This window comes from Vibrio sp. Isolate30, assembly GCF_022397975.1.
In the GTDB taxonomy this organism is placed as follows: domain Bacteria; phylum Pseudomonadota; class Gammaproteobacteria; order Enterobacterales; family Vibrionaceae; genus Vibrio; species Vibrio fortis.
This window is the reverse complement of record NZ_JAKEUS010000001.1, coordinates 977,167-997,917: the sequence shown is the minus strand read 5'-3', so window position 1 is coordinate 997,917 and position 20,751 is coordinate 977,167. Positions and strand designations below refer to the sequence as shown.

Annotated in this window: 16 protein-coding genes and 4 tRNA genes; 8 read left to right on the top strand and 12 right to left on the bottom strand. The window is 44.1% G+C overall.

Translation table 11 applies throughout. The features are described 5' to 3' along the window. Window positions 1-2: 2 nt before the first annotated feature. The 9 genes from L1D60_RS04370 to L1D60_RS04330 form a co-directional block, all read right to left on the bottom strand. Complete coding sequence (locus L1D60_RS04370; protein WP_239839905.1) at window positions 3-1,589, bottom strand: cytochrome ubiquinol oxidase subunit I; 1,587 nt, start codon at window positions 1,587-1,589, stop codon at window positions 3-5. Window positions 1,590-1,730: 141 nt separating this feature from the next. After that, on the bottom strand, window positions 1,731-3,161 hold the full coding sequence (locus L1D60_RS04365; RefSeq protein ID WP_239839904.1) for a PLP-dependent aminotransferase family protein: 1,431 nt from the start codon (window positions 3,159-3,161) through the stop codon (window positions 1,731-1,733). Between the two features lie 191 nt (window positions 3,162-3,352). Next, window positions 3,353-5,218 (bottom strand): methyl-accepting chemotaxis protein, encoded by a 1,866-nt coding sequence (locus L1D60_RS04360; protein WP_239840454.1) that lies wholly within the window; start codon window positions 5,216-5,218, stop codon window positions 3,353-3,355. Between the two features lie 299 nt (window positions 5,219-5,517). Further along, window positions 5,518-5,591: transfer RNA gene (locus L1D60_RS04355), tRNA-Cys, on the bottom strand. Between the two features lie 56 nt (window positions 5,592-5,647). Beyond that, window positions 5,648-5,734 (bottom strand) — tRNA-Leu (locus L1D60_RS04350). Between the two features lie 199 nt (window positions 5,735-5,933). Further along, window positions 5,934-6,024: transfer RNA gene (locus tag L1D60_RS04345), tRNA-Gly, on the bottom strand. Between the two features lie 25 nt (window positions 6,025-6,049). Beyond that, a tRNA-Cys gene (locus L1D60_RS04340) sits at window positions 6,050-6,123 on the bottom strand. A gap of 169 nt (window positions 6,124-6,292) precedes the next feature. Next, a complete protein-coding gene (gene viaA / locus L1D60_RS04335) occupies window positions 6,293-7,738 on the bottom strand; it encodes an ATPase RavA stimulator ViaA (protein WP_239839903.1) in 1,446 nt (481 codons plus the stop codon). Window positions 7,739-7,749: 11 nt separating this feature from the next. Continuing rightward, window positions 7,750-9,408 carry an ATPase RavA domain-containing protein gene (locus tag L1D60_RS04330; protein ID WP_239840453.1) on the bottom strand — a complete coding sequence of 553 codons (1,659 nt, stop codon included), beginning with the start codon at window positions 9,406-9,408 and terminating at the stop codon, window positions 7,750-7,752. A gap of 291 nt (window positions 9,409-9,699) precedes the next feature. Here L1D60_RS04330 and L1D60_RS04325 point away from each other — a divergent pair, with 291 nt between their 5' ends. From L1D60_RS04325 to L1D60_RS04305, 5 genes are all read left to right on the top strand, one after another. Further along, window positions 9,700-10,215 carry an NUDIX hydrolase gene (locus L1D60_RS04325; RefSeq protein WP_239839902.1) on the top strand — a complete coding sequence of 172 codons (516 nt, stop codon included), beginning with the start codon at window positions 9,700-9,702 and terminating at the stop codon, window positions 10,213-10,215. A gap of 9 nt (window positions 10,216-10,224) precedes the next feature. Beyond that, the gene (gene ltaE / locus L1D60_RS04320) at window positions 10,225-11,229 is read left to right on the top strand and encodes a low-specificity L-threonine aldolase (RefSeq protein WP_239839901.1); all 1,005 of its coding nucleotides are present in this window, start codon (window positions 10,225-10,227) and stop codon (window positions 11,227-11,229) included. Between the two features lie 76 nt (window positions 11,230-11,305). Further along, on the top strand, window positions 11,306-11,617 hold the full coding sequence (locus tag L1D60_RS04315; RefSeq protein ID WP_239839900.1) for a cytochrome c: 312 nt from the start codon (window positions 11,306-11,308) through the stop codon (window positions 11,615-11,617). Window positions 11,618-11,774: 157 nt separating this feature from the next. Continuing rightward, the gene (gene ylqF / locus L1D60_RS04310; RefSeq protein WP_239839899.1) at window positions 11,775-12,710 is read left to right on the top strand and encodes a ribosome biogenesis GTPase YlqF; all 936 of its coding nucleotides are present in this window, start codon (window positions 11,775-11,777) and stop codon (window positions 12,708-12,710) included. 266 nt (window positions 12,711-12,976) lie between these two features. Further along, the gene (locus tag L1D60_RS04305; RefSeq protein ID WP_239840452.1) at window positions 12,977-14,035 is read left to right on the top strand and encodes a GGDEF domain-containing protein; all 1,059 of its coding nucleotides are present in this window, start codon (window positions 12,977-12,979) and stop codon (window positions 14,033-14,035) included. 70 nt (window positions 14,036-14,105) lie between these two features. Here L1D60_RS04305 and L1D60_RS04300 read toward each other — a convergent pair whose 3' ends face one another. Then, a complete protein-coding gene (locus tag L1D60_RS04300) occupies window positions 14,106-14,645 on the bottom strand; it encodes a GNAT family N-acetyltransferase (protein WP_239839898.1) in 540 nt (179 codons plus the stop codon). A 182-nt stretch (window positions 14,646-14,827) separates the two neighbouring features. Between L1D60_RS04300 and L1D60_RS04295 the strand changes: the two genes are divergently transcribed. The 3 genes from L1D60_RS04295 to L1D60_RS04285 all read left to right on the top strand — a co-directional run bounded on the left by L1D60_RS04295 (window position 14,828) and on the right by L1D60_RS04285 (window position 18,166). Beyond that, window positions 14,828-15,970, top strand: coding sequence for a fatty acid desaturase (locus L1D60_RS04295; RefSeq protein ID WP_239839897.1), 1,143 nt, complete (start codon window positions 14,828-14,830; stop codon window positions 15,968-15,970). Between the two features lie 261 nt (window positions 15,971-16,231). Beyond that, window positions 16,232-17,671 carry an endonuclease/exonuclease/phosphatase family protein gene (locus L1D60_RS04290; protein ID WP_239839896.1) on the top strand — a complete coding sequence of 480 codons (1,440 nt, stop codon included), beginning with the start codon at window positions 16,232-16,234 and terminating at the stop codon, window positions 17,669-17,671. A gap of 204 nt (window positions 17,672-17,875) precedes the next feature. Beyond that, window positions 17,876-18,166, top strand: a complete 291-nt coding sequence (locus L1D60_RS04285) for a putative quinol monooxygenase (protein ID WP_239839895.1) — start codon at window positions 17,876-17,878, stop codon at window positions 18,164-18,166. 230 nt (window positions 18,167-18,396) lie between these two features. Here the strand turns inward: L1D60_RS04285 and manA are convergent, their stop codons facing one another. Further along, a complete protein-coding gene (gene manA, locus L1D60_RS04280; protein WP_239839894.1) occupies window positions 18,397-19,584 on the bottom strand; it encodes a mannose-6-phosphate isomerase, class I in 1,188 nt (395 codons plus the stop codon). 2 nt (window positions 19,585-19,586) lie between these two features. Continuing rightward, the gene (locus L1D60_RS04275) at window positions 19,587-20,750 is read right to left on the bottom strand and encodes a glycerate kinase (RefSeq protein ID WP_239839893.1); all 1,164 of its coding nucleotides are present in this window, start codon (window positions 20,748-20,750) and stop codon (window positions 19,587-19,589) included. Window position 20,751: the final 1 nt, after the last annotated feature.

The following is a 20,751-nucleotide window of genomic DNA, read 5'->3' as shown; positions in this document are numbered from 1 at the left end:
CTTTATTGCTGTGCTTGCAGGGCTAACTTGGCTTCGACTGAATGATCACTTTGCTCATAGTGATAACGCCCAGTCTTCAAACTACTTGGGCCTTTGCGCGCTACTTTCACCATCAAGTAGGTTTCAACGATGATAAAGACCGTATAGAGCGCCATGATTAACGCGAGGGTAAGCAGTACATCTTCAGCTGATTGCTGTGATGCAGCCATCGTCACTGGAAGTACCTCCCCTACAGCCCATGGCTGACGACCATATTCAGCAACAAACCACCCAGCCTCTATCGCGATCCAAGGAAAGGGGATCGACCATAGCGCTGCTTTAAGAACCCAAGGTTTTGCTGTGAATTTCTTACGATAGGTTTGAAGGTATGCAGCACCAAAAACAACCAGCATTACAACACCGCATCCAACCATGATACGGAATGACCAGAAAAGCGGCCAAACTGTTGGAATGGAGTCGTCTGCAGCCATTTGGATCTGATGCTCAGTTGCGTCAGTGACAGTATCGGTGTAACGCTTGAGTAATAAACCATAGCCGAGATCATGTTTCACTTCGTCAAACGCCTCTGCTGTCGCATTTGAGCTATCGCCAGCACGTAAACGTTCCAGCAAATCATACGCAATCATGCCATTACGAATACGATCAACGTGCTGCTCTCTGAGATCATGGAGCCCTGTTACTTGTTCATCCAGTGAGCGCGTGGCGATGATTCCCATTAAATAAGGGATTTTCACAGCATAATCGGTTTCACCTTTCTCTTGATTAGGTAAGCCAAAAAGTGTGAATGCAGCCGGTGCAGGTTCGGTGTGCCACTCAGCTTCAATTGCAGCTAGCTTTACTTTTTGAACATCGCCTAGCTCATAACCTGACTCATCACCCAATACCAGAACCGAAATGATTGATGCCATACCAAAACAAGATGCAACAGCGAATGATCGCTTGGCGAATTCAACGTCGCGTCCTTTCAACAAGTAATAAGCGCTCACGCCGAGGATAAACATCGCGCCGCAGGTATAAGCCGACGATACGGTATGCAGAAACTTCACTTGTGCGACAGGGTTGAGCACCACTTCAGCGAAACTCGTCATCTCCATTCGCATAGTCTGATAGTTAAACTCCGACCCTATCGGGTTTTGCATCCAACCATTCGCGACCAAGATCCATAACGCCGAGAAACTCGAACCCAGAGCAACTAACCATGTGACAACTAGGTGTTGGCGCGCTGACAAACGCTCCCAGCCAAAGAAGAACAGTCCCACAAACGTTGACTCTAGAAAAAAAGCCACCAACGCTTCAATTGCGAGGGGCGCACCGAAAATGTCACCAACATAGTGGGAATAGTAAGACCAGTTAGTGCCAAACTGGAACTCCATTGTCAGGCCTGTTGTCACTCCCAACGCAAAATTTATCCCGAAGAGTTTTCCCCAGAAGCGTGTCATATCTTGATAGATTTTGTTTCCCGTTAGCACATAGATTGACTCCATAATGGCTAACAAGCACGACATACCAATGGTTAGAGGGACGAAGAGGAAATGGAACATTGCCGTCAACGCAAACTGCAAGCGCGATAATTCAACAACATCAAACATTAAAGCTCCAAACATCATAATGATGACTTTCATACATAAGTTGGAGCGTATTTCAGCACAGTTCCATCGAACCAAACTAGAACAGATCAGTGACTAAAAATTAGAACAGATTGTAAATTCGTAACAGTTGCAGTATCAAAATTAGGCCGACTCTTGATTGCCATGACTTAGTTGAACAACCAGATCCCCTAAGGTTTTGATCGCTTTTGATATCTTGTCATCACAGGCATAAGAGCAGTTGATTCGGATGTGATGATTAAAACGTTTATCACCGCTAAAGATGATTCCAGGGGCAACGGAAATATTGTGTTCGAGCGCCCTATCGTACAGTGTTTCAACACAAACACTTTTCGGTAATTCAATCCAAATAAAGTATCCACCCTGCGTGAGATGAATAACCGTGTTCTGCGGCAAGCAGTCGCTAAGCAAACTGATATGATCCTGCTTCCGCTCATGGAGTACCTTTCGTAGCTTCTTGAGGTGGTTATCGTAGCTGTAATACGTTAGATAATGAGACAGTGCCAATTGAATTGGGATACTACTGGATAGTGTCGCCAAATGTTGTAAGCGTTGGATCTTAAGTGCTTGTTGTCCGGCAACAACCCATCCAATTCGGAATCCGGGTGAGAGTGACTTAGAAAACGAGCCACACAACAAAATATTGTCATTCTGGTCATAAGCTTTAGCAGGAAGGCTCGATTCACTGCCCACGAACAACTCTCGATATACGTCGTCTTCGATCATCGGTACGTTATGATGATTCACCAGCTGTGCAAGGCGCTGCTTGTTTTCGGTGCTCATTGAGTACCCTACTGGGTTTTGAGCCGCTGTCATAAACCAACACGCTTTGATATCCATTGATGAGAATACTGAAGAGAGCACATCAAGGTCGATCCCATTCTCTGGATTGGTTGGGATCTCTACCGCGGTTAGGTTTAATCGCTCTATGGTTTGAAGCACACCGTAGAAAGCGGGATACTCAATCGCAACCAGATCACCCGGCTCCGTAAAAGACTGTAAACACAAACTGAGTGCTTCCATAGCCCCAGAGGTGATGACGATGTCATCGGGAAGCACATTGAGCCCATTCACCTGATAGCGCTGTGCAATTTGTCTTCTTAGAGTCTGATTACCCGGAGGCAAGTTGGTCAGCATGCTATTGTCCGGCATTTGACGACTGGCACTAGCGAGGCTTCGCGACAAGGCTTGGTGAGGAAACAAAGACGGATCTGGGAAAGCAGAACTAAGTGGAATAATACTGGGGTCTTTCGCCTTTTGAAGCACGTCATAAAGCAGGTCGCTGATTCGAACAGGGTATGGCGTAATTGCTTTTGAGGTTAGGTTTTTACTGGAGAGTACATTCCGGCGGGGTAATACAAAGTAACCAGATTTAGGTTTAGCATAGATATAACCCGCAGCTTCAAGCTGTTGGTATGCTTGGAGAACTGTCTCAATACTCAGTTTATAGCGCTTACAAGCATTTCTGATCGACGGTAGTTTCTCACCACTCAACCAAATATTGTGTTCGATCTGATTCTTAAGTTTCTCTGCTAATACTTGAGACTTTTTCATGCATTTCTTTTAAAAGACGTAACGATTGGCATTTAGATTACTTCAAGACAGTCAGATAACAAAGGATGAGAACTATGAGCGTTTTAAGATTAACCCTGTCGATTGTCGCTTAACAGAAGGGAGTGTTCGTTGAAGAACAAAAAAAGCACAGGCGCGAAAGCCTGTGCTTGAATTGAATTTTCCTACGGAGGTTACAGCTTAAAGCGGTTCAGTTCTTGTTTCAGGTCGTTAGCTAGCTGATTGAGTTGGTCAGCTTGAACCACTGCATCGGAAGCATCCACAGCCATCACATCACTCACCTCACGAACCGATTCAGTATTCGTATTGATTTCAGCCGTCACTAGCGATTGCTCTTCAGCCGCTGAGGCAATTTGCGTCGCCATATCGCTGATCACCTGAATCGCTTCACGAATCTGCTCTAGGCTCTCACCCGCTAGGTTAACGTCATTCACGCTAGTGCGTGCCATATCATGGCTCTGGTTCATCACCCTAACCGCGCCACTAGTCGCTTGTTGAAGTCGTTTGATCTTATCTTCAATCTCTTCCGTTGAAGCGTGCGTTCTTTGAGACAATACGCGAACCTCATCAGCAACGACGGCAAAACCTCTGCCTTGCTCACCCGCGCGCGCCGCTTCAATCGCGGCATTAAGTGCCAATAGGTTGGTCTGCTCTGCTATCTCACGAATCGTTGCCAGAATCGTCGCAATCTGCTGACCATGCTCTTCAAGTTCGCTTATGATAGATACCGCACCAGTCAACTCATTCGCTAACTCATTAATCGAAGCTTGGCTTTTCTCCATTTGCTGGAAGCCTTGTTCACTCAACTCTACGGAGTGAGTAGCGCTCTTAGCAGTGTTATCGGCGTTCGACGCAATCTCTGACGTTGCTGTCGCCATTTCAGTCACAGCAGTCGCAACCATCGTGATTTCATCTTGCTGCTTACCAACGCTCTCACTACGCTTCATTGCACTTTGATTTGCGTGTTCTGCACCATGCGTCATCGCCGAAGACACGTTACTCACGTTTTTCATCATCTCGTGGAGACGGTCGATAAAGGTATTGAACTTATCTGCCAATTGACCCACTTCATCATGACTAGAAACCGTTAGTCTGCGCGTTAAATCACCCTCACCCTCTGCGATGTCTGCCAGTGCTTCACCTACGCGACCTAATTCGACAAGTTGACGAGCAACAAACCAAGAAGTCGCGATTGCCATAACGATAAGCACGATTAAACCTGTCGTAACTTGGTTGACCAGCATAGTAAATAATGGCTGTTCCAAGACCTCTTTGTTCATCTCTATCACAAGCATCCAATCGGTATTCTTGATTGGTTCCGCCATGATCACTTTCTCCACGCCATCTACGTCCGCGTAAAGCGTCGTTAAGTTTGCAGCTGCTGAGTTTAAGCTCGCAACATTGAGCTCTGGTGCAATATCGGTGATCTTCTTGAGAATGAAGTCTTTGTTACTGTGCGCAACCACTGTGCCTTGAGTATCGATCAAAATAGCACGACCATCACCCGGTACCGGAATCGCCAATACGTCTTGAATCAACTTATCCAATGCTAAGTTAGACGCTGCAACCCCAACGATTTGACCATTTTCAAACACAGGATCTGTCAGCGTAACAACTAACGTCTGCATCGTTACGCTTACGTAAGGCTTAGTCGTGATTGCCTTGTTCGCTGCGAGCGTCTCTTTGTACCAACCACGAACACGCGGATCGTAACCAGGTTTATTCAAAGAAGGATCATGACGGAACATCTCACCTTCTTTATTGCCGTAATAACTTAGGCCAAATCCACCAGACACCAAGGTTTGACGTAGGTGCGGCACAATATCGAGATCAGGGTTGAATGAAATTTGTTGCTGTAGTCCATTGACGGCTTGCTTCTTGTCATGAAACCAATCACCAATGCCTTTGGCGTGAGCATGGAGTGTATTTCGGCTTTCACTCTCGATCGCTTGCCAGCTGTTGGTTTGGAACGTTTTGTAGCCAATGAAAAGTAAAATGGCAGATGTCACCGCAATCGCCAAAACCACAGAGGAAACCATCTTCCTCTTTAGACTAAATTGCATAATTATGAGCCTCTTATAAAACCTAGGAAATGAGTTAGTGTTTTATAGTCTCATCTATGCAACTGATTTTATGAGAGTTTCAACGCATTAATGAAACAAGTTGAGCATGATTCATAAATATGTGACTTGTGTAATACCAAAGTAGTATAGAACACGCTATTAGAAACGTGATCGAGTTAGCCCAGCCTTTAGTGCGTCAAATAGAGATGTTTAAAATGAAGTTTCAAAATTCAGGCACAAAAAAACCAGCCACGAGGACTGGTTTTAATGAATAATGGAGGCGCCTCCCGGAGTCGAACCGAGGTCCACGGATTTGCAATCCGCTGCATAGCCACTCTGCCAAGGCGCCTTAAATTTATTGTTGTAGTCTAAGGTAACTACATATCTCTTTAGAAGAGAAATAGATGGTGCCCCGGGCCGGACTTGAACCGGCACAGCGCGAACGCCGAGGGATTTTAAATCCCTTGTGTCTACCAATTCCACCACCAGGGCACGCAATTCTTTATTGCGATGCCGTTACGATTCGTAAACACCATCTTAATGTCGATGCCCGGCACAGCGCGAACGCCGAGGGATTTTAAATCCCTTGTGTCTACCAATTCCACCACCAGGGCACGCAATTCTTTATTGCGATGCCGTTACGATTCGTAAACACCATCTTAATGTCGATGCCAATCAACATTACAAAATTTGGAGCGAAACACGAGGCTCCCTATCTTCAAGGCTTAAGGCGTGACCTCAACCTTGGCAAGGTTGCGCTCTACCAGCTGAGCTAGTGTCGCATAGTATTCAAACTTAAGGTTTGAATGGAGGCGCCTCCCGGAGTCGAACCGAGGTCCACGGATTTGCAATCCGCTGCATAGCCACTCTGCCAAGGCGCCTTTTTATTTCAACACGTTAGGATATTGCCCCGCTGTGTTCGGGTGCTTACTTTACGGATTGAGGAAGGATAGTCAAATAAAAATGTGCATTTAAATTCCGTTTGCTGACATTTAAATCAAATTGCTGCACCTTCCACCTATTCAGACAGAAATCGTACAGCAATTTACATCACCATTTTTTCATTAAACGCCCAACGAGGCTTGGATGATACGACCAACAATGGTCAAACATACTCATTAATTGAGGGTTGCCGTACTTAGAAAGGCTCACAGCGTGGAAGCGGTTCTTGTGCTGTTTCAATTTCTCAACCTGCGCGATCATCTCATCAGATTGCTTAGGTGCGATAAAGTCAGAAAGCACAACCAAATCTGCGTTCTTGTACTTATCGCCCATCATAAGATCAATCGACTTCATCAATACTGGCTCTAGATCGGTACCGCCGTGAAATGAGTAACTTAAGAAGTCACTCGCTTCACGCAATCCGTCCTGACGAGTCAACTCGTAAGTGATTTGCTCTGAAGAGAACAGAATTACGTAACAATCGCGCTCCTCTGCCAATGCAATTTGCATCAGAGCATAAGCCATAGCTTTAGCTGATTGTTCTGGGAATCCGCTCATTGAGCCAGAGGCGTCAACACAGACGATAAACGGCCCTTTCTCGATGTCTACATTCTTAGCATCTGGCTTTTGCGCTTTCACTTTTCTTAAAGTTCGAGATTTACCTTGAGAGCGGTAACTCAATAAACGCTTATCAGCTAAATGCTTGTAGAAGATAACTTCGAGTTCTGGGTAAGCCAAAAACATGGTCTCATTTGGCAGCATCTTATTTAGGTCGTCACTTTCGTGAATACCGACAATATCGTCTACCGCTTCATCGGCTTTTTCTTCGACCATCTGAAGCTCTTCAACTGGCGCTTTATGCAGATACGGGTCATCTTCTAAACCCGCCATACGACCAAGCTTCTCAGCAATCTCTTGCAGACCTTTGTGCTTATTTAGAAACTCTGCGTGACGTTTCATTACGGTAAGGTCGGTTTTACTCAGCTTGGCTGACGCCATATCCCACAAACGCCCTACACTACCTTCGTCACCCGACTCCGTCACTTTGTCCATGTTTTTCATGGTTTCCATGCGCTGGTAAAGGTCAGCTAACACTTTCTCTTTACTCGCTTCAAGCTCTGTCACCTGCGCTTGCTTGATCGCTTCAGAAAGGGCTTGGTACCATTGGTCACAGAAATAGTGAGGGAACATGGCGTTATAAACGCCTTTATTATGTTCAAGCAGTCGTCGAGCTTGCAGATAAAACGCTGAGTGCCACTCAAGCTTTTTGATCACCGAATCGATCTCTTCAAAAAATTGCTCTTCGTTCCAGTGAATCACTTCTTGGTAAAGAGCAATTTCTTGTTGGAATCGATCGGTCTCGCAGACTTTGGTGACGCGCTTTTTCACCTTGCCACGCCACTTGACTAAATGGTTCTTAACTGAGGTTTTTACGCCTTTATTTTCCGCGGCCATCATGACTTGCGAGCGGGCCAATAAGTCATTCATTGCAGTATCAATGATGCCAGAGTCTGCCACCATTAAAGCCAGATTTAATCCGTCTGCTCCTAACATATAGGGTCCCCTTACTCGAAGTATTGGCTCATGAACTTGATACGCTGAACGATCTTACTGCTCTTAACCTGTGTGGTTTCAAGATCTTGAGTGATGGCTTGCAAGCTTGCTTCCATCGCCTTCGGTAATTCAGGGTCAATAAAGTTATGTGGTAGTGCGCCATGAAAATCTGAGCGTACTTTTTTAAGGTTGAACTCTGCGTCTTGAAGCTGCTTAAGCGCCGCCTCTGCACCCGTTAACCATTTATCGTATAGCTCTTTATCCAAACCATCAGATGTCACAACACTCACTAACACGGAGCGGTTAGCAATGTCTTTGATTACGAGCTGATTGGAGGCATCTAAATCAAGCTTAAGGCGACATAGGTTTTTGTTTTCATTTACATAACCATAAATGTCACCATGACCTTCTTTGATCACGCGATCGAAATCGTCTTTCGCAACGTAAACCCAGCGACTGTCACCCTTTTCAGATTCAGATACTGACATGTTGCTTTGCAGTAGTACCAACTTCACTAGGTTGTAGGCACTGCCTACGCTATACATTTTTGCGTTCTTGATATCGTGCTGGTAAATGTCTTTACGCAGTAGACCGCTGCTCGTTTCCATAGAAAGAGATACAGAGAGAGTTGACTCTACATCCTCTTGAATCTCTTCTAACTCTTCACGTGCTAGCTCAATTTGGTGTTTGGATTCTTGTTGGTCAAACGCTCGGTTTAACGCAAAGTCGTTAACGACACTGCGAACCACATCACGAGATTCCGGGCTATGCCATAAACAATCTTGAAGTAGCATGATATCAAGCGGATTCACCGTATCGCGACCACTGAAGAATGCACTCGCTTTAAGCAGCTTAACGGCTTTTTTCCAACGACGGTCAGACACGTAAAGTTCAGAGTCTGACATCGCACCACCCTGCTTCTTGACTGTCTCTTCAAGCATGGTTTTAAGCTCGTAAAGCTTGTCGAATGCGTTGTCGTTGAGCTCTAGGCGATCAAGCTCTTTCTGCCATTGATGGTATTCAATATCAGTAATAGCAAGACCCGGTGGGATAGTCGCTTCTTGAGGTGTACCAGTCGTCAGCATTGACTTAAAGTTCTGCTTATTCTGAATACGGTTTACGAACACGCGCACCAGCATACGGTCATAAAGTGCCTCTAGACCGCTGTCTTCATCTGGTAGTTCATTGGACGCAGAAACCAGCAGTCGCATCGGAACACGTTCGATATCGCTGCCATTTTTAAAGGTCTTTTCGTTAACAACAGTCAATAGTGTATTAAGGATTGCCGGACCCGCTTTCCAAATCTCATCAAGGAAAACAACTTGTGCGGTTGGTAAGTAACCCTCGGTTAAACGCACGTAACGACCATTGTCTTTCAATTCTTGAATACTCAATGGACCAAAGACTTCTTCTGGGGTTGAGAAGCGAGTCATCAAATATTCGAAGTAGCTACTGTTATCGAAAGCTTGTATTAAACGTTTCGCGATTAAACTTTTCGCGATACCCGGAGGACCAAGCAAGAAAACACTTTCGCCTGCAAGCGCAGCAAGTAAACAAAGTTTTATGGTGTCTTCACGCTCGTAGACACCGTCAGATAAGGCTTGAGCAAGCTTGTTAATGCGTTCGGAGAGTAATGCTTTGTCAGCATGGGAAGATACAGAAGGGTTCATCACAGCAAAACTCCGGAAACTTTCAAGATAATTAAGAGTGTAGATATGTTTTTATACATTTGTTAGCACTTTGTTACAAGTGTATTTTATTGTTGAGTAGCATTTATATCAGATGGTTAGGTTGGTAATTTTGGTGTAATCAAAGATTCCAATTTTGAGAATAGAGTCACAATGTGTGATGAGTTTCTGGGAACACATTCAGAATTTTTCTTTTATTTTCGACATATTTGGCGTTAAGGTGGTCGACGTCTTATATGTCCGGCAATTGGCAAGGAAAGTGACTATCACTCCATGAAAACAATAATCCACAAATGGAAAAGCATCTCACTAGTAGAAGAGGATGTTAAATTACCCACCGGGGCTTCAATAACTCACACCACGATTCAACACCCTGGCGCAGCAGTCATACTTCCCATCACGTCTAACGGAAAGGTCATTCTTATCAATCAATTTAGACCATCCCTTAAAAAGTGGCTGTTGGAGCTACCAGCTGGCACCATGGAACAAGGTGAAACACCTTTAGATTGTGCAAAGCGCGAACTCGAAGAAGAGACTGGTTACAGCGCTGGTCAATTTCAAAGCTTGGGTCAAGTAACGCCACTAGCAGGCTTCTGCGACGAGATTCAACACCTCTTTGTTGCTTCAGAATTAAACCTAACGATTCGCTTTAGCTGTGATGATGACGAGATTATCGAAGTGTTAGAGCTCACTATTGAAGAGCTACAACAAAAAATTCGTAACGACCAAATTACCGATACCAAAACTATCGCATGTTTAAGTAAAGCCCAGCTTTGTGGCTACCTATAGGAGAGCAATATGGATTTCCGTTCTGATACCGTAACAAAACCAAGTCAAGCAATGCGCGAAATAATGGCAAATGCCGAGGTTGGCGATGATGTCTACGGTGATGATCCGACGGTAAACGATTTAGAGCAGTGGGCAGCCAAGGAAGCAGGTTTTGAAGCCGCTATGTTTACTTCATCAGGCACTCAAGCCAACCTACTTGGGTTGATGGCACACTGTGGTCGTGGTGATGAATACTTGTGCGGCCAGCAAGCTCATAACTATAAATACGAAGCTGGCGGTGCCGCAGTGCTCGGTTCAATTCAACCACAACCGATCGAGAACAACCCAGACGGGACTCTCGACTTTGGCAAACTCGAAAGCGCCATTAAACCAGACGATAGCCACTTTGCACGTACGACTCTTCTAAGCTTGGAAAACACCATCAATGGCAAAGTGTTACCTCTCTCTTATTTAGCAGAAGCACGTGCATTTACTATTAAGCATGGCTTAAAACTCCATTTAGATGGTGCTCGCGTTTATAACGCAGCAGCAGCTTTGGATGTCCCTGTTAAAGAGATCGCTCAACACTTTGACTCAATGACCATCTGTTTATCTAAAGGGTTAGGTGCTCCTGTAGGCTCACTGCTTCTAGGTAGCAAAGAATACATCGCTAAAGCACGTCGTCTAAGAAAGATGGTGGGTGGCGGTATGCGTCAAGCAGGTATCTTAGCGGCAGCTGGTAAAATGGCGCTAACAGAAAACGTTGAACAGCTCAAAACTGACCACAAAAATGCGAAAGATCTGGCGATTGGTCTTAGTAAACTGCCGGGCTTCTCGGTAAACCCTGACTTTGTTCAAACCAATATTGTTTTTGCTAAATTGGACGCGTCGGTTGATATTAATCGCATCGAGTTAGAGTTAGCTGATCAAGGGATTACTATGACGCCGAGTAACCCAGTACGCTTTGTCACTCATCGTGATATCGATGCAGAAGACATTTCACGTTTCTTAAGTGAACTAAAGAAAGTACTTTAACTTCCTGTAACAGAATAAAGACTTGAGCTTCCCCTAAGGGGAAGCTCTATACTTTTGTTTTCACAGGAGTATAAACGTGTTCACTAAATCCATTGTTCTAGTTACAGCCCTTCTTTCTTATTCCGTTCTGGCTAACGATTTTGGTGATCCTGAGCTAGGTAAAATGAAATCACCAAGCTGCATTTTTTGTCATAGTCCTACAGGACCATCTACCAACAACGCCTACCCTAGTCTTTCTGGCCAAGACCCAATCTATCTCGTTAATGCGATGAAAGCGTATCAAAATGGAGAGAGACAAAGCAACTATGCTGAAATGATGCGCGCCCAACTGAGCAAGCTCAACGACCAAGACTTAAAAGACATCGCAGCCTTCTATTCTTCTCAGTAACAATTAGACTCGGACATACGCTGCGAAAACATCCATTAAATTATCTATAATTTAAGAAATTTCACTCCGCTCAACTAAGGCAAGGATAGATATACCTTTACACGTATCATCCAACCCTTACAATGTGCAGCAAATATATTTATCAAGGTTTATCTCTATGTCTATTCAATGGTTTCCTGGCCACATGCACAAAGCTCGCAAAGAAATCGAAGAAGTTATCCCTAAAGTTGACGTTATCATTGAAGTGCTAGATGCGCGCATACCATTTAGTTCAGAAAACCCGATGATTGCCGAGATCAAAGCAGGTAAACCAGTCGTTAAAGTTCTTAATAAACGTGACTTAGCCGATCCAGAATTAACCCAAATGTGGATTGAGCACTTTGAGAAAGAACAAGGAGTAAAAGCGATCGCAATTACCACCAGCGTTAAAGAAGAAGTGAATCACATCATGGAACTCGTACGTAAGCTAGCTCCTCACCGTGAAGAGATCGGCAAAAACATTCGTACCATGATTATGGGTATTCCAAACGTTGGTAAGTCAACGATCATCAACTGTCTAGCGGGTCGTACGATCGCCGTAACAGGTAACCAACCTGCGGTTACTCGTCGTCAGCAACGTATTAACCTGCAAAACGGCGTCGTACTTTCTGATACTCCGGGAATTTTGTGGCCTAAAGTAGAAAACCCACACAGTGGATTCCGCCTTGCCGCTACCGGTGCAGTAAAAGATACGGCAATGGAATATGACGAAGTTGCATTTTACACCGTTGAGTATTTGGCAAAGCAATACCCTCACCTTTTAAAAGAACGCTATCAAATCGAAGATCTGCCAGAGTCTGACATTGAATTGATGGAAGAGATCGGCCGTAAGCGTGGTGCACTTCGTGCAGGTGGTCACATTGATTTGCATAAATGTTCAGAAATTCTTCTTCACGAACTTCGTAACGGTACGCTTGGTCAAGTCACTCTAGAGCTTCCAGAAATGATTACTCAAGAGCTGATTGAAGTTGAGCAAGAAGCGCTGCGTAAGGCAGAAGAAAAAGCCAAGAAGAAAGAAGAACGTCGTAAGCGTTATCTAAAAAACAAGCGCTAACTCTCGTTTGTTCTTTAGCAATTAAAGTTAGCAGTTTCCCTTCTTTTGACGCCCTAGTCTTAGTACTAGGGCGTGACTTTTCATAATCGACCTATCATTGATAGAACTAATATCTTGTCACATAAATAAAATCTAGAATTTACATTACTGAGTTTCATAGACATACTGACGCACTATTTTGTGATCCCTTAGCGAATTTTAAGATGCGTTCATATCCCGGTTTTCAAAACCAGCGTTTCAAAACCTATTTTGAGAATGAAATATACCTGCCGTATGTCAATTTCATCTACCTGCCGATCACCATATTTTTTGCTTTCATCATCACCGACTTCATTCATTTTGGCGATCAGTGCATTATGCCTATTGTACTGCGTATCATACTTTCTGGAATGATGGCGGGAGCCGCTTATTACTGCATAAATAATCGACCAAATTTGCTTCAACAGCTAGAGAGTATAACGCTGATAACAAGCGCACTGTTTCTCGTTGTTGTTGGTAGAATAGCCATCGAGTTTGGCAATTATGACTATCAAGGCGGTGTTATTCTGGTCATGATTTATATTGGCACCTTCTCACGACTGTCTGCGCGATACAGTTTAATCACCCTGAGCTGCATACTCGCTAGCTATCTTATCGGCTTATCCCCACTGCTCTACGCCGCTGAACCCGCACACGAACTGGAAATCATATCGATTTACCTAGCAACCTATGTATTAGTGGCTGCAGCATGCTTAAGAAGAGAATTAGAAGTTCATAAACGTTTCTCTCAATCTGAACAACTGCGCAAGCAAGCTATACAGCTACGAAAACAATCGAACCTTTTTGAAGCGCTCTCCTACCAAGATGCATTGACAGGTTGTTATAACCGACTCTATCTACACCAAGTTATCGAGCCAAACATCAACCGCAATCAATCGATGACGACGATTATGATTGATATCGACCATTTCAAATCGGTGAATGATACTTATGGTCACCAAACCGGAGATATGGTTATCAAGGAGCTTGCGAAAGCGATTAAGGCGAAGCTGCCTGTTAAGAGCAACCTTTTTAGATATGGTGGTGAAGAATTTCTGATTATTGCTCAAGGTCTAAATGTAACCCAAGCACAACAACTGGCTGATAACTTGCTTACCTCTCCTTCAAAGATATCACTTGAGGTGACGGTTTCTGTGGGAGTGAAACATATCGATCGTGCGGTTGGTTCAGTCGAACAATTGATTGAAGACGCCGATAGAGCTCTATATCAATCTAAAAAGAACGGTCGAAACTGCATCTCATGGTGTAACGTTGCCCATCCAAATATCGAAGCCGCTGTCGTTTAAAAAACCACACAAACTAAAAGCCCCTAGCGGTTAATGCTAGAGGCTTTCTCTTGATAATCGTTTTGCTTTATTACGCAGGCATTTGTAATTGCTGAGCTAAGTTCGCAGGCGATGGCCAAGAATACACTTTCTCTTTGACTTGGCTGCCACAAGGTGCATCCCAAATCTGCTCAAGCTCTTCTTTGCCACCAATAGATTCATAAAAACCGATTGCTTGCTTATTTTTCGACATTACTTCTAGGTACAGACCACTGTCTGAGTAGTACTGCTCAAGTCGTTCTGACAGCTCTGACAACAAACGTTTACCGACACCACGACCACGATAGGCGTTGTCCACGTGCAACGCATCAATAAAGGTGCCGCGATCGAAATTGTGATTACCAAACGCACACACAAAGCCAACTAACAACCCACCCTCTTCTAAGAGTAAAACGTGTTGATTAAAAGGAGGATTGATAAGACGGGTTTGCCAGATTACTGATCTGTCTTCTAGAACGTCCTGATCTAGATATTTGTCAGCTAGAATTCCGCGGTAGTAAATTTTCCAACTCTCTGCATGTAACTGTGCGATACGCTCGTAATCTTTATATTCAGCTACTCTAATTTCCATTTATTAGCCCTTAGCACTTCCATTTATTTATAACTTCTACATTTAATACTACTTACCTACAAAATTAAAGCAAAACATACTATTAAAACCTGACAACTAATAGGTACTTACACTTTGATTCTTGACTTACACGTGTACGCTGATATTCTAGCGCACAACTGTAAGCTCAATGGAATATGCTGATGACAACTGGCAATACAACGCAAAATAAGAAGCCGCCTCTGATCTGGCTAAACGTTTTTATCTTCTCCTTTAGTATGCTGTTGGCATTAGTTGCCGCGCCACTTTATGGTTATTACAACGGCTATGGTATGGAGCATTGGATTTGGTTAGCGGTTTGTTTTAGCTTCTGTAATCTATCAATAACAACGGGTTACCATCGTTTATGGTCTCATAAAGCCTTTGAAGCACATTCTAGCTTACGATTTCTTTTTGCGCTGGGTGGCGCATTTGCGCTTCAAAACAGTGCCCTTCACTGGTCTTCCGATCACCGAGTACATCACAAGCATGTCGATAACAATGACAAAGACCCTTACTCAGCGAAACGTGGGTTTTGGTATTCTCATATTGGTTGGATGATCCGCAACTACAACACATCAATTTATAAAGATTACGAAAATTGTCGCGATCTTAAAAAAGACAAAATTGTGATGTGGCAACACAAACACTACATCCTACTAGCGCTGATAATGAATTTCGGTGTGCCTATCGCGCTTGGCGTTATCTATGGTGATGTCATTGGTATGCTTCTGATGGTAGGCGCGGTTCGTTTAGTATTAAACCACCACACCACTTTCTTTATTAACTCTCTTGCTCATATCTGGGGAAGCCAACCTTTCACAGATAAAAACACTGCACGTGACAATGGCATTCTGGCAGTTCTTACTTTTGGTGAGGGTTACCACAACTTCCATCATATTTTCGAGAACGATTACCGCAACGGCATTTACTGGTGGCAATACGATCCAACTAAATGGCTTATTAAGGGTGCATCACTGTGTGGCTTAACGTCTAAGTTAAAGAAAACGCCACAAGCAAGAATTGAAAAAGCGGAAGCGACAATGCTGTTAAAGCGCACGCAGCAAAAAATCATGCACCGCGCAGACAACATCCAAATTGCTGAAAAGCTACAAGCGGAATTTGACGCGCTCGTTGCGAACATGAATGAATATTACGCAGTTAAAAAGCAGTTGCTTGAGAGTAAGCGTGATGACGTCGTTAAGAAATATGAGCATTCGCTACTTAAAGTTCGATATCAGCAAATCAAAGTGAACTTTGAGCAACAGAAGCGAAATTGGGCACAAACTGTCGAACAATACGCGTAACGTTTCTGCAACATAAAATTATTTTAAATCAAAAACCTAGGTGACCATCGCCTAGGTTTTTTTGTACCCAAAGGAATAATCTATGATTAAGGTTGAATAAAAACTCTAATCAAAAATGGACCAATGTCAAATATCACACAATCAATGTAAGAAAACGTTTGCTTACATTTCCAAGTGTGACCAAAGTCACTTACGGAATCTCATTTTGTAACATAGAATGCGCGCCCTCCTGTTCCACGGACAACATAAGCGAGTCATTTTATGAAAATGTTAAAATCATCACTAGCACTAGCAATCTCTACTACCCTTTTATTCGGCTGCGGTGACGAAACAACGAACAACTACTACCCAGAAGTTCCTCAGCCTGAAGTCCCACAACCTACACCAGTAGACAGCAAAGGACGTATTGCAGTATTTAACCTGTCGTTCGATCGCTACACCTACGAAGATCTTGTCGCTGAAATGAAACTGACTAAGCCACAACAAGATGCGTTGATTAAGGGTTGGCAAGACAAAACGCTGTCGGATGAAGACAACGCAACAGCACTTAAAGTTATCCAAATTCGTAATGTCGCAGCAATCATCCAAACTGAGCGCCCAGCTGTAATCATGATGGCTGAGTTTAATAACGACGGTACAGCTGAAAACAACGACGCTCTTATCGGTTTCCGTTTGAACTACCTTGCGGTTTCTCAAAACTCTAACAGTTTTGATCAAGACGGCATCCAATTAGAACCTATCGTATTCCAGTATTTTGCAAACTTCGCGACCAACACCGGTCTTCTTAACGAATTTGGTTTTGATCTTGATAATGATGGTAACGCAGGTCAGCTACCTGGTGATGCTTGGGGTTTTGGTAACTACCACGGACAATATGCGTTCGCTCTAATGTCTATGTATGAGATTGACCACAACAACATTCGTACATTCCAAAAGTTCAAATGGAAAGACATGCCTACAGCGACTATGCCAACAATCACTAATTGTAACGACTCTTGGAACCCGATCCCTGAAGGTATGAAGTGTGGTGATGATTGGTATACCGCTGAAGAGTGGGCAGAAGTTCGTCTTTCTTCTAAAAACCACGTCGACGCGCCAATTTTGATTCCACAAGAAGATGGTACAACAGAGACGATTCACCTTCTTATGTCTCACCCAACACCACCAATCTTCGACACAGGTAAGAACAAAGTTCAAAATGCTGACGAAGTTAACTTCTGGGTTGACTACATCGAAGGTCAAAGCTACATGTACGATGACAAGGGTGTGACAGGTGGTTTAGCTGATGACGCGAAATTCGTCGTAATGGGCGATCTTAACGCAGATCCTCTCAAAGGTGATGGTGACCTAACGGCAATTAATGCGCTGATGGATCACGACAAAGTTAACCGTTTAGCGACATTCGGCCCACTTGCACCTTCTAGCCTTGGTGGCCCAGAGTGTCTTGCTCTTGGTGAATGTAAAGAAGCGAACTGGGATACGCCATACCCAGGTCAAGTAACTAGTACGAGCGGCCTTCGTCTTGATCACGTTGTTCCATCGGAAAACCTAACTATTTCAGATTCTGGTGTTTACTGGCCAGCAACATTTGAGAACGGTCGTCTTCTTATGAACGATGAACGTGTTGGCAATTACGGCAACGGTAAAGACATTTCGTCTGATCACCGTATGGTTTGGATTAAAGCTGAAATCCACAACTAATACCGGAACCTACACTCTCGCACTCATGCCCGACGTCTACAGTCGGGCATTTTTTATTACTTTTTAGACAGTTCTTTCTGTCACCTCACACCCCTTATTATGGACTAAAGTTTCCATAGTCATTGGATATAGCCAATCTTTAACCTTGGTCTTTTTGTATCTATATTACGTGCACTTACCGAGAAGAACTCCGAGGAAAAAGGAATGAGCAAACTCACTATTATTGCAACAATCGCCGCTAAACAAGACAACATAGACCTCGTGAAAGCCGAACTAATCAAGTTGATCGCCCCTACGCGTTCTGAAGAAGGCTGCATCAACTATGATCTACACCAAGACAATGACAATCCAGCTCACTTCGTTTTTCACGAAAACTGGGAGTCTGAAGCGCTACTTGAACAACATTTGGCTAGCCAACATATTGCCGACTACATGGCAGCGACAGAAGGTTTAATTGAAACATTTGTCATCAACAAAATGACTCACATTGCTTAAACACCTGTGCATTTATTGCTTTTCGAACCCCGCTTATACAGCGGGGTTTTATCGTTTTAGAGCGTTGTGTTTCCGGCCTCACAACGAAAAAACCCGCCAAAGACGGCGGGTATGGTCAAACTTAGTCACTGCTTATAACAGTTCGATAGTTACCATTAAACCAATATTGAGCGTTAACTATGACTCATAACGCTCTGATATCTTTTTTGCTTTCGACTAGCGCGGGGGCACTAATTAAAAGCACGAGCCAAGATACCATTCCCTTGATATTGGTAAACGCTTGAATTATTGCTCACAAATACCGACTCGCCCGGCTTGAGCGTAATGCTCTGCCCTTCCGAGGTGACCGTTGCTTCCCCTTCTACGCAGAATAGAATCTCTGCACTACGTAGATATTGTGATTTACTTTCATCACTCGCTGACAAGATATCAAAACCAAAATCGTCCACTGGAATTGGATAGCTCATTTTGCCTTCTTTCAACACAGGTTTTAGACGGATATTTTCTGGCTTGATTGGTTCAAAGATCGTGTTATCAATCAGTTCTGGTACATCAATGTATTTCGGGGTTAAACCTGCACGAAGAACATTATCTGAATTCGCCATGATTTCTAGGCCAGTACCCTGAACGTAAGCATGAGGTGTCTCTGCAAACAAGAACATCGCTTCACCCGGTGCTAACTCCACGGTGTTGAGCATCAGTGGAGCAAACAAACCAATATCACCGGGATAGTGCTGTTTAAAATCTTTGCTGTACTGCATCGCTTCACGCCCCATGACCGTTTTAGCCGAGCGTTGATGTGCAGCTTCCAATTCATTGAGAGCTGCTTCTTTCTTTTCACCTTCTAACGACATAATAGCGGTAAAGAACGCCTTCAGCGCATCGCTATCCGCATTAGCTTTAAGAACATTCAGCTCAATTGCCAACGAAGGTATATTCGCTTCTTCAAACAGTGAGATGATATCTTCAATCGGTCGGAATCCGTTCATCGCTTTATAGAAAGTTAGCGCATAAACCAGTTCTGGTTTGTGGTTCGGATCTTTATAGTTACGGTTAGAGGCATTCAGTGGAATACCAAGTGCGTTCTCTCGCTCATACCCCATTTCAGATTTGCGCTTGTTAGGGTGAACTTGAATCGATAGCGGCGTCTCTGCTGCTAGTACTTTGAATAAGAAAGGCAACTCGCCAAATCGCGCTGCTGTGTACCCACCGAGCACATCAACCTTGTTCTCATCAATCACATTAGAAAGTGCTTCGCCTGTACCACCCACTTTTGAGCAACCGTTCGGATGAGCGCCCATCCAGATCTCAGCTTGAGGCTCTTGGTTGGGATTTACAATACCAAACAGTTGATTAATGGAGTCTTTACTGCCCCATGCGTAGTTTTGAATAACGTTGTCGAGTTTAAATAGAGACATAATTACTTCTCATTAAAAATCTGGCCGCCAAGCTTGAGCGTGGCTGCAATATTACGGGCAGTACGAGTAAGGTTTTTGCTCGCTTCTGACAGAACTTGTTCTAAAGATTGAGGTGAACGCACGGTGCCAAAGGTGCTGTTGATTGTGCTGTATAGCTCATCAATCTCATGACCAAGCGAACCGGCGATTCCAATTGACGGAATACCCTTGCGTTTTGCGCGATTTGCGATGCCAAATGGCGTCTTACCCTGTAGGGTTTGGTTATCCATCTGACCTTCCCCTGTAACAATAAGATCTGCACCTTTGAGTATTTCGTCTGCGCCAAGCACATCCAAAACCATCTCAATCCCTTGCTTGATCTGAATATCAAACACTAAAGACAGGCCCAATGGAGTGCCACCTGCTGCACCAAAGCCTGCAGAATGTGAGTGATCAACACCGGTGAGCGTCGAACATACTTTAGAAAAGCCAGTGATAGCTGATTCAAGCGTGTCAACAAGCTCTGGCGATGCACCCTTTTGCGGCCCAAACACATGGCTCGCGCCTTCTTCTCCTAAAAGAGGGTTAGCAACATCACATGCCACGATGAACTCCACCTCATTACAGCGAGGGTGTAATTCACTGATATCGATTCCAACAACACTTTCCAATGCTGCACCACCGCGTGGTACCTCAACACCCTCTGCGTCGTACAACTTTGCACCTAACGCTTGCGCGATCCCGGCTCCTGCGTCATTGGTTGCACTACCGCCTAAACCAAGAATGATTTGAGTAACACCTAAATCGAGCGCCTCACGAATGAGTTCTCCTGTGCCAAAGCTTGTTGATACAGCTGGGTCACGGCGATCAACAGGAACAAGATCCAAGCCAGATGCTGCGGCAAACTCAATCAATGCGGTCTTACCACCTTCTTTCTCTTTATGGTCAAGAATGGCCCATGTCGCATTTACAGCATTACCCAGCGGATCAGTGACTTGAGACTCACGCACTTCACCATCGAGACCTTGCAGTAAGACATCCACCGTCCCTTCACCACCGTCAGCAAGCGGTAAGTGAACATATTCAGCTTCGGGAAATATTTGGCTAAATCCAGTTTCAATACTTTCACACACCTGCTTTGCGGACAGGGATTCTTTGAATGAATCGGGAGCAATAACAATTTTCATC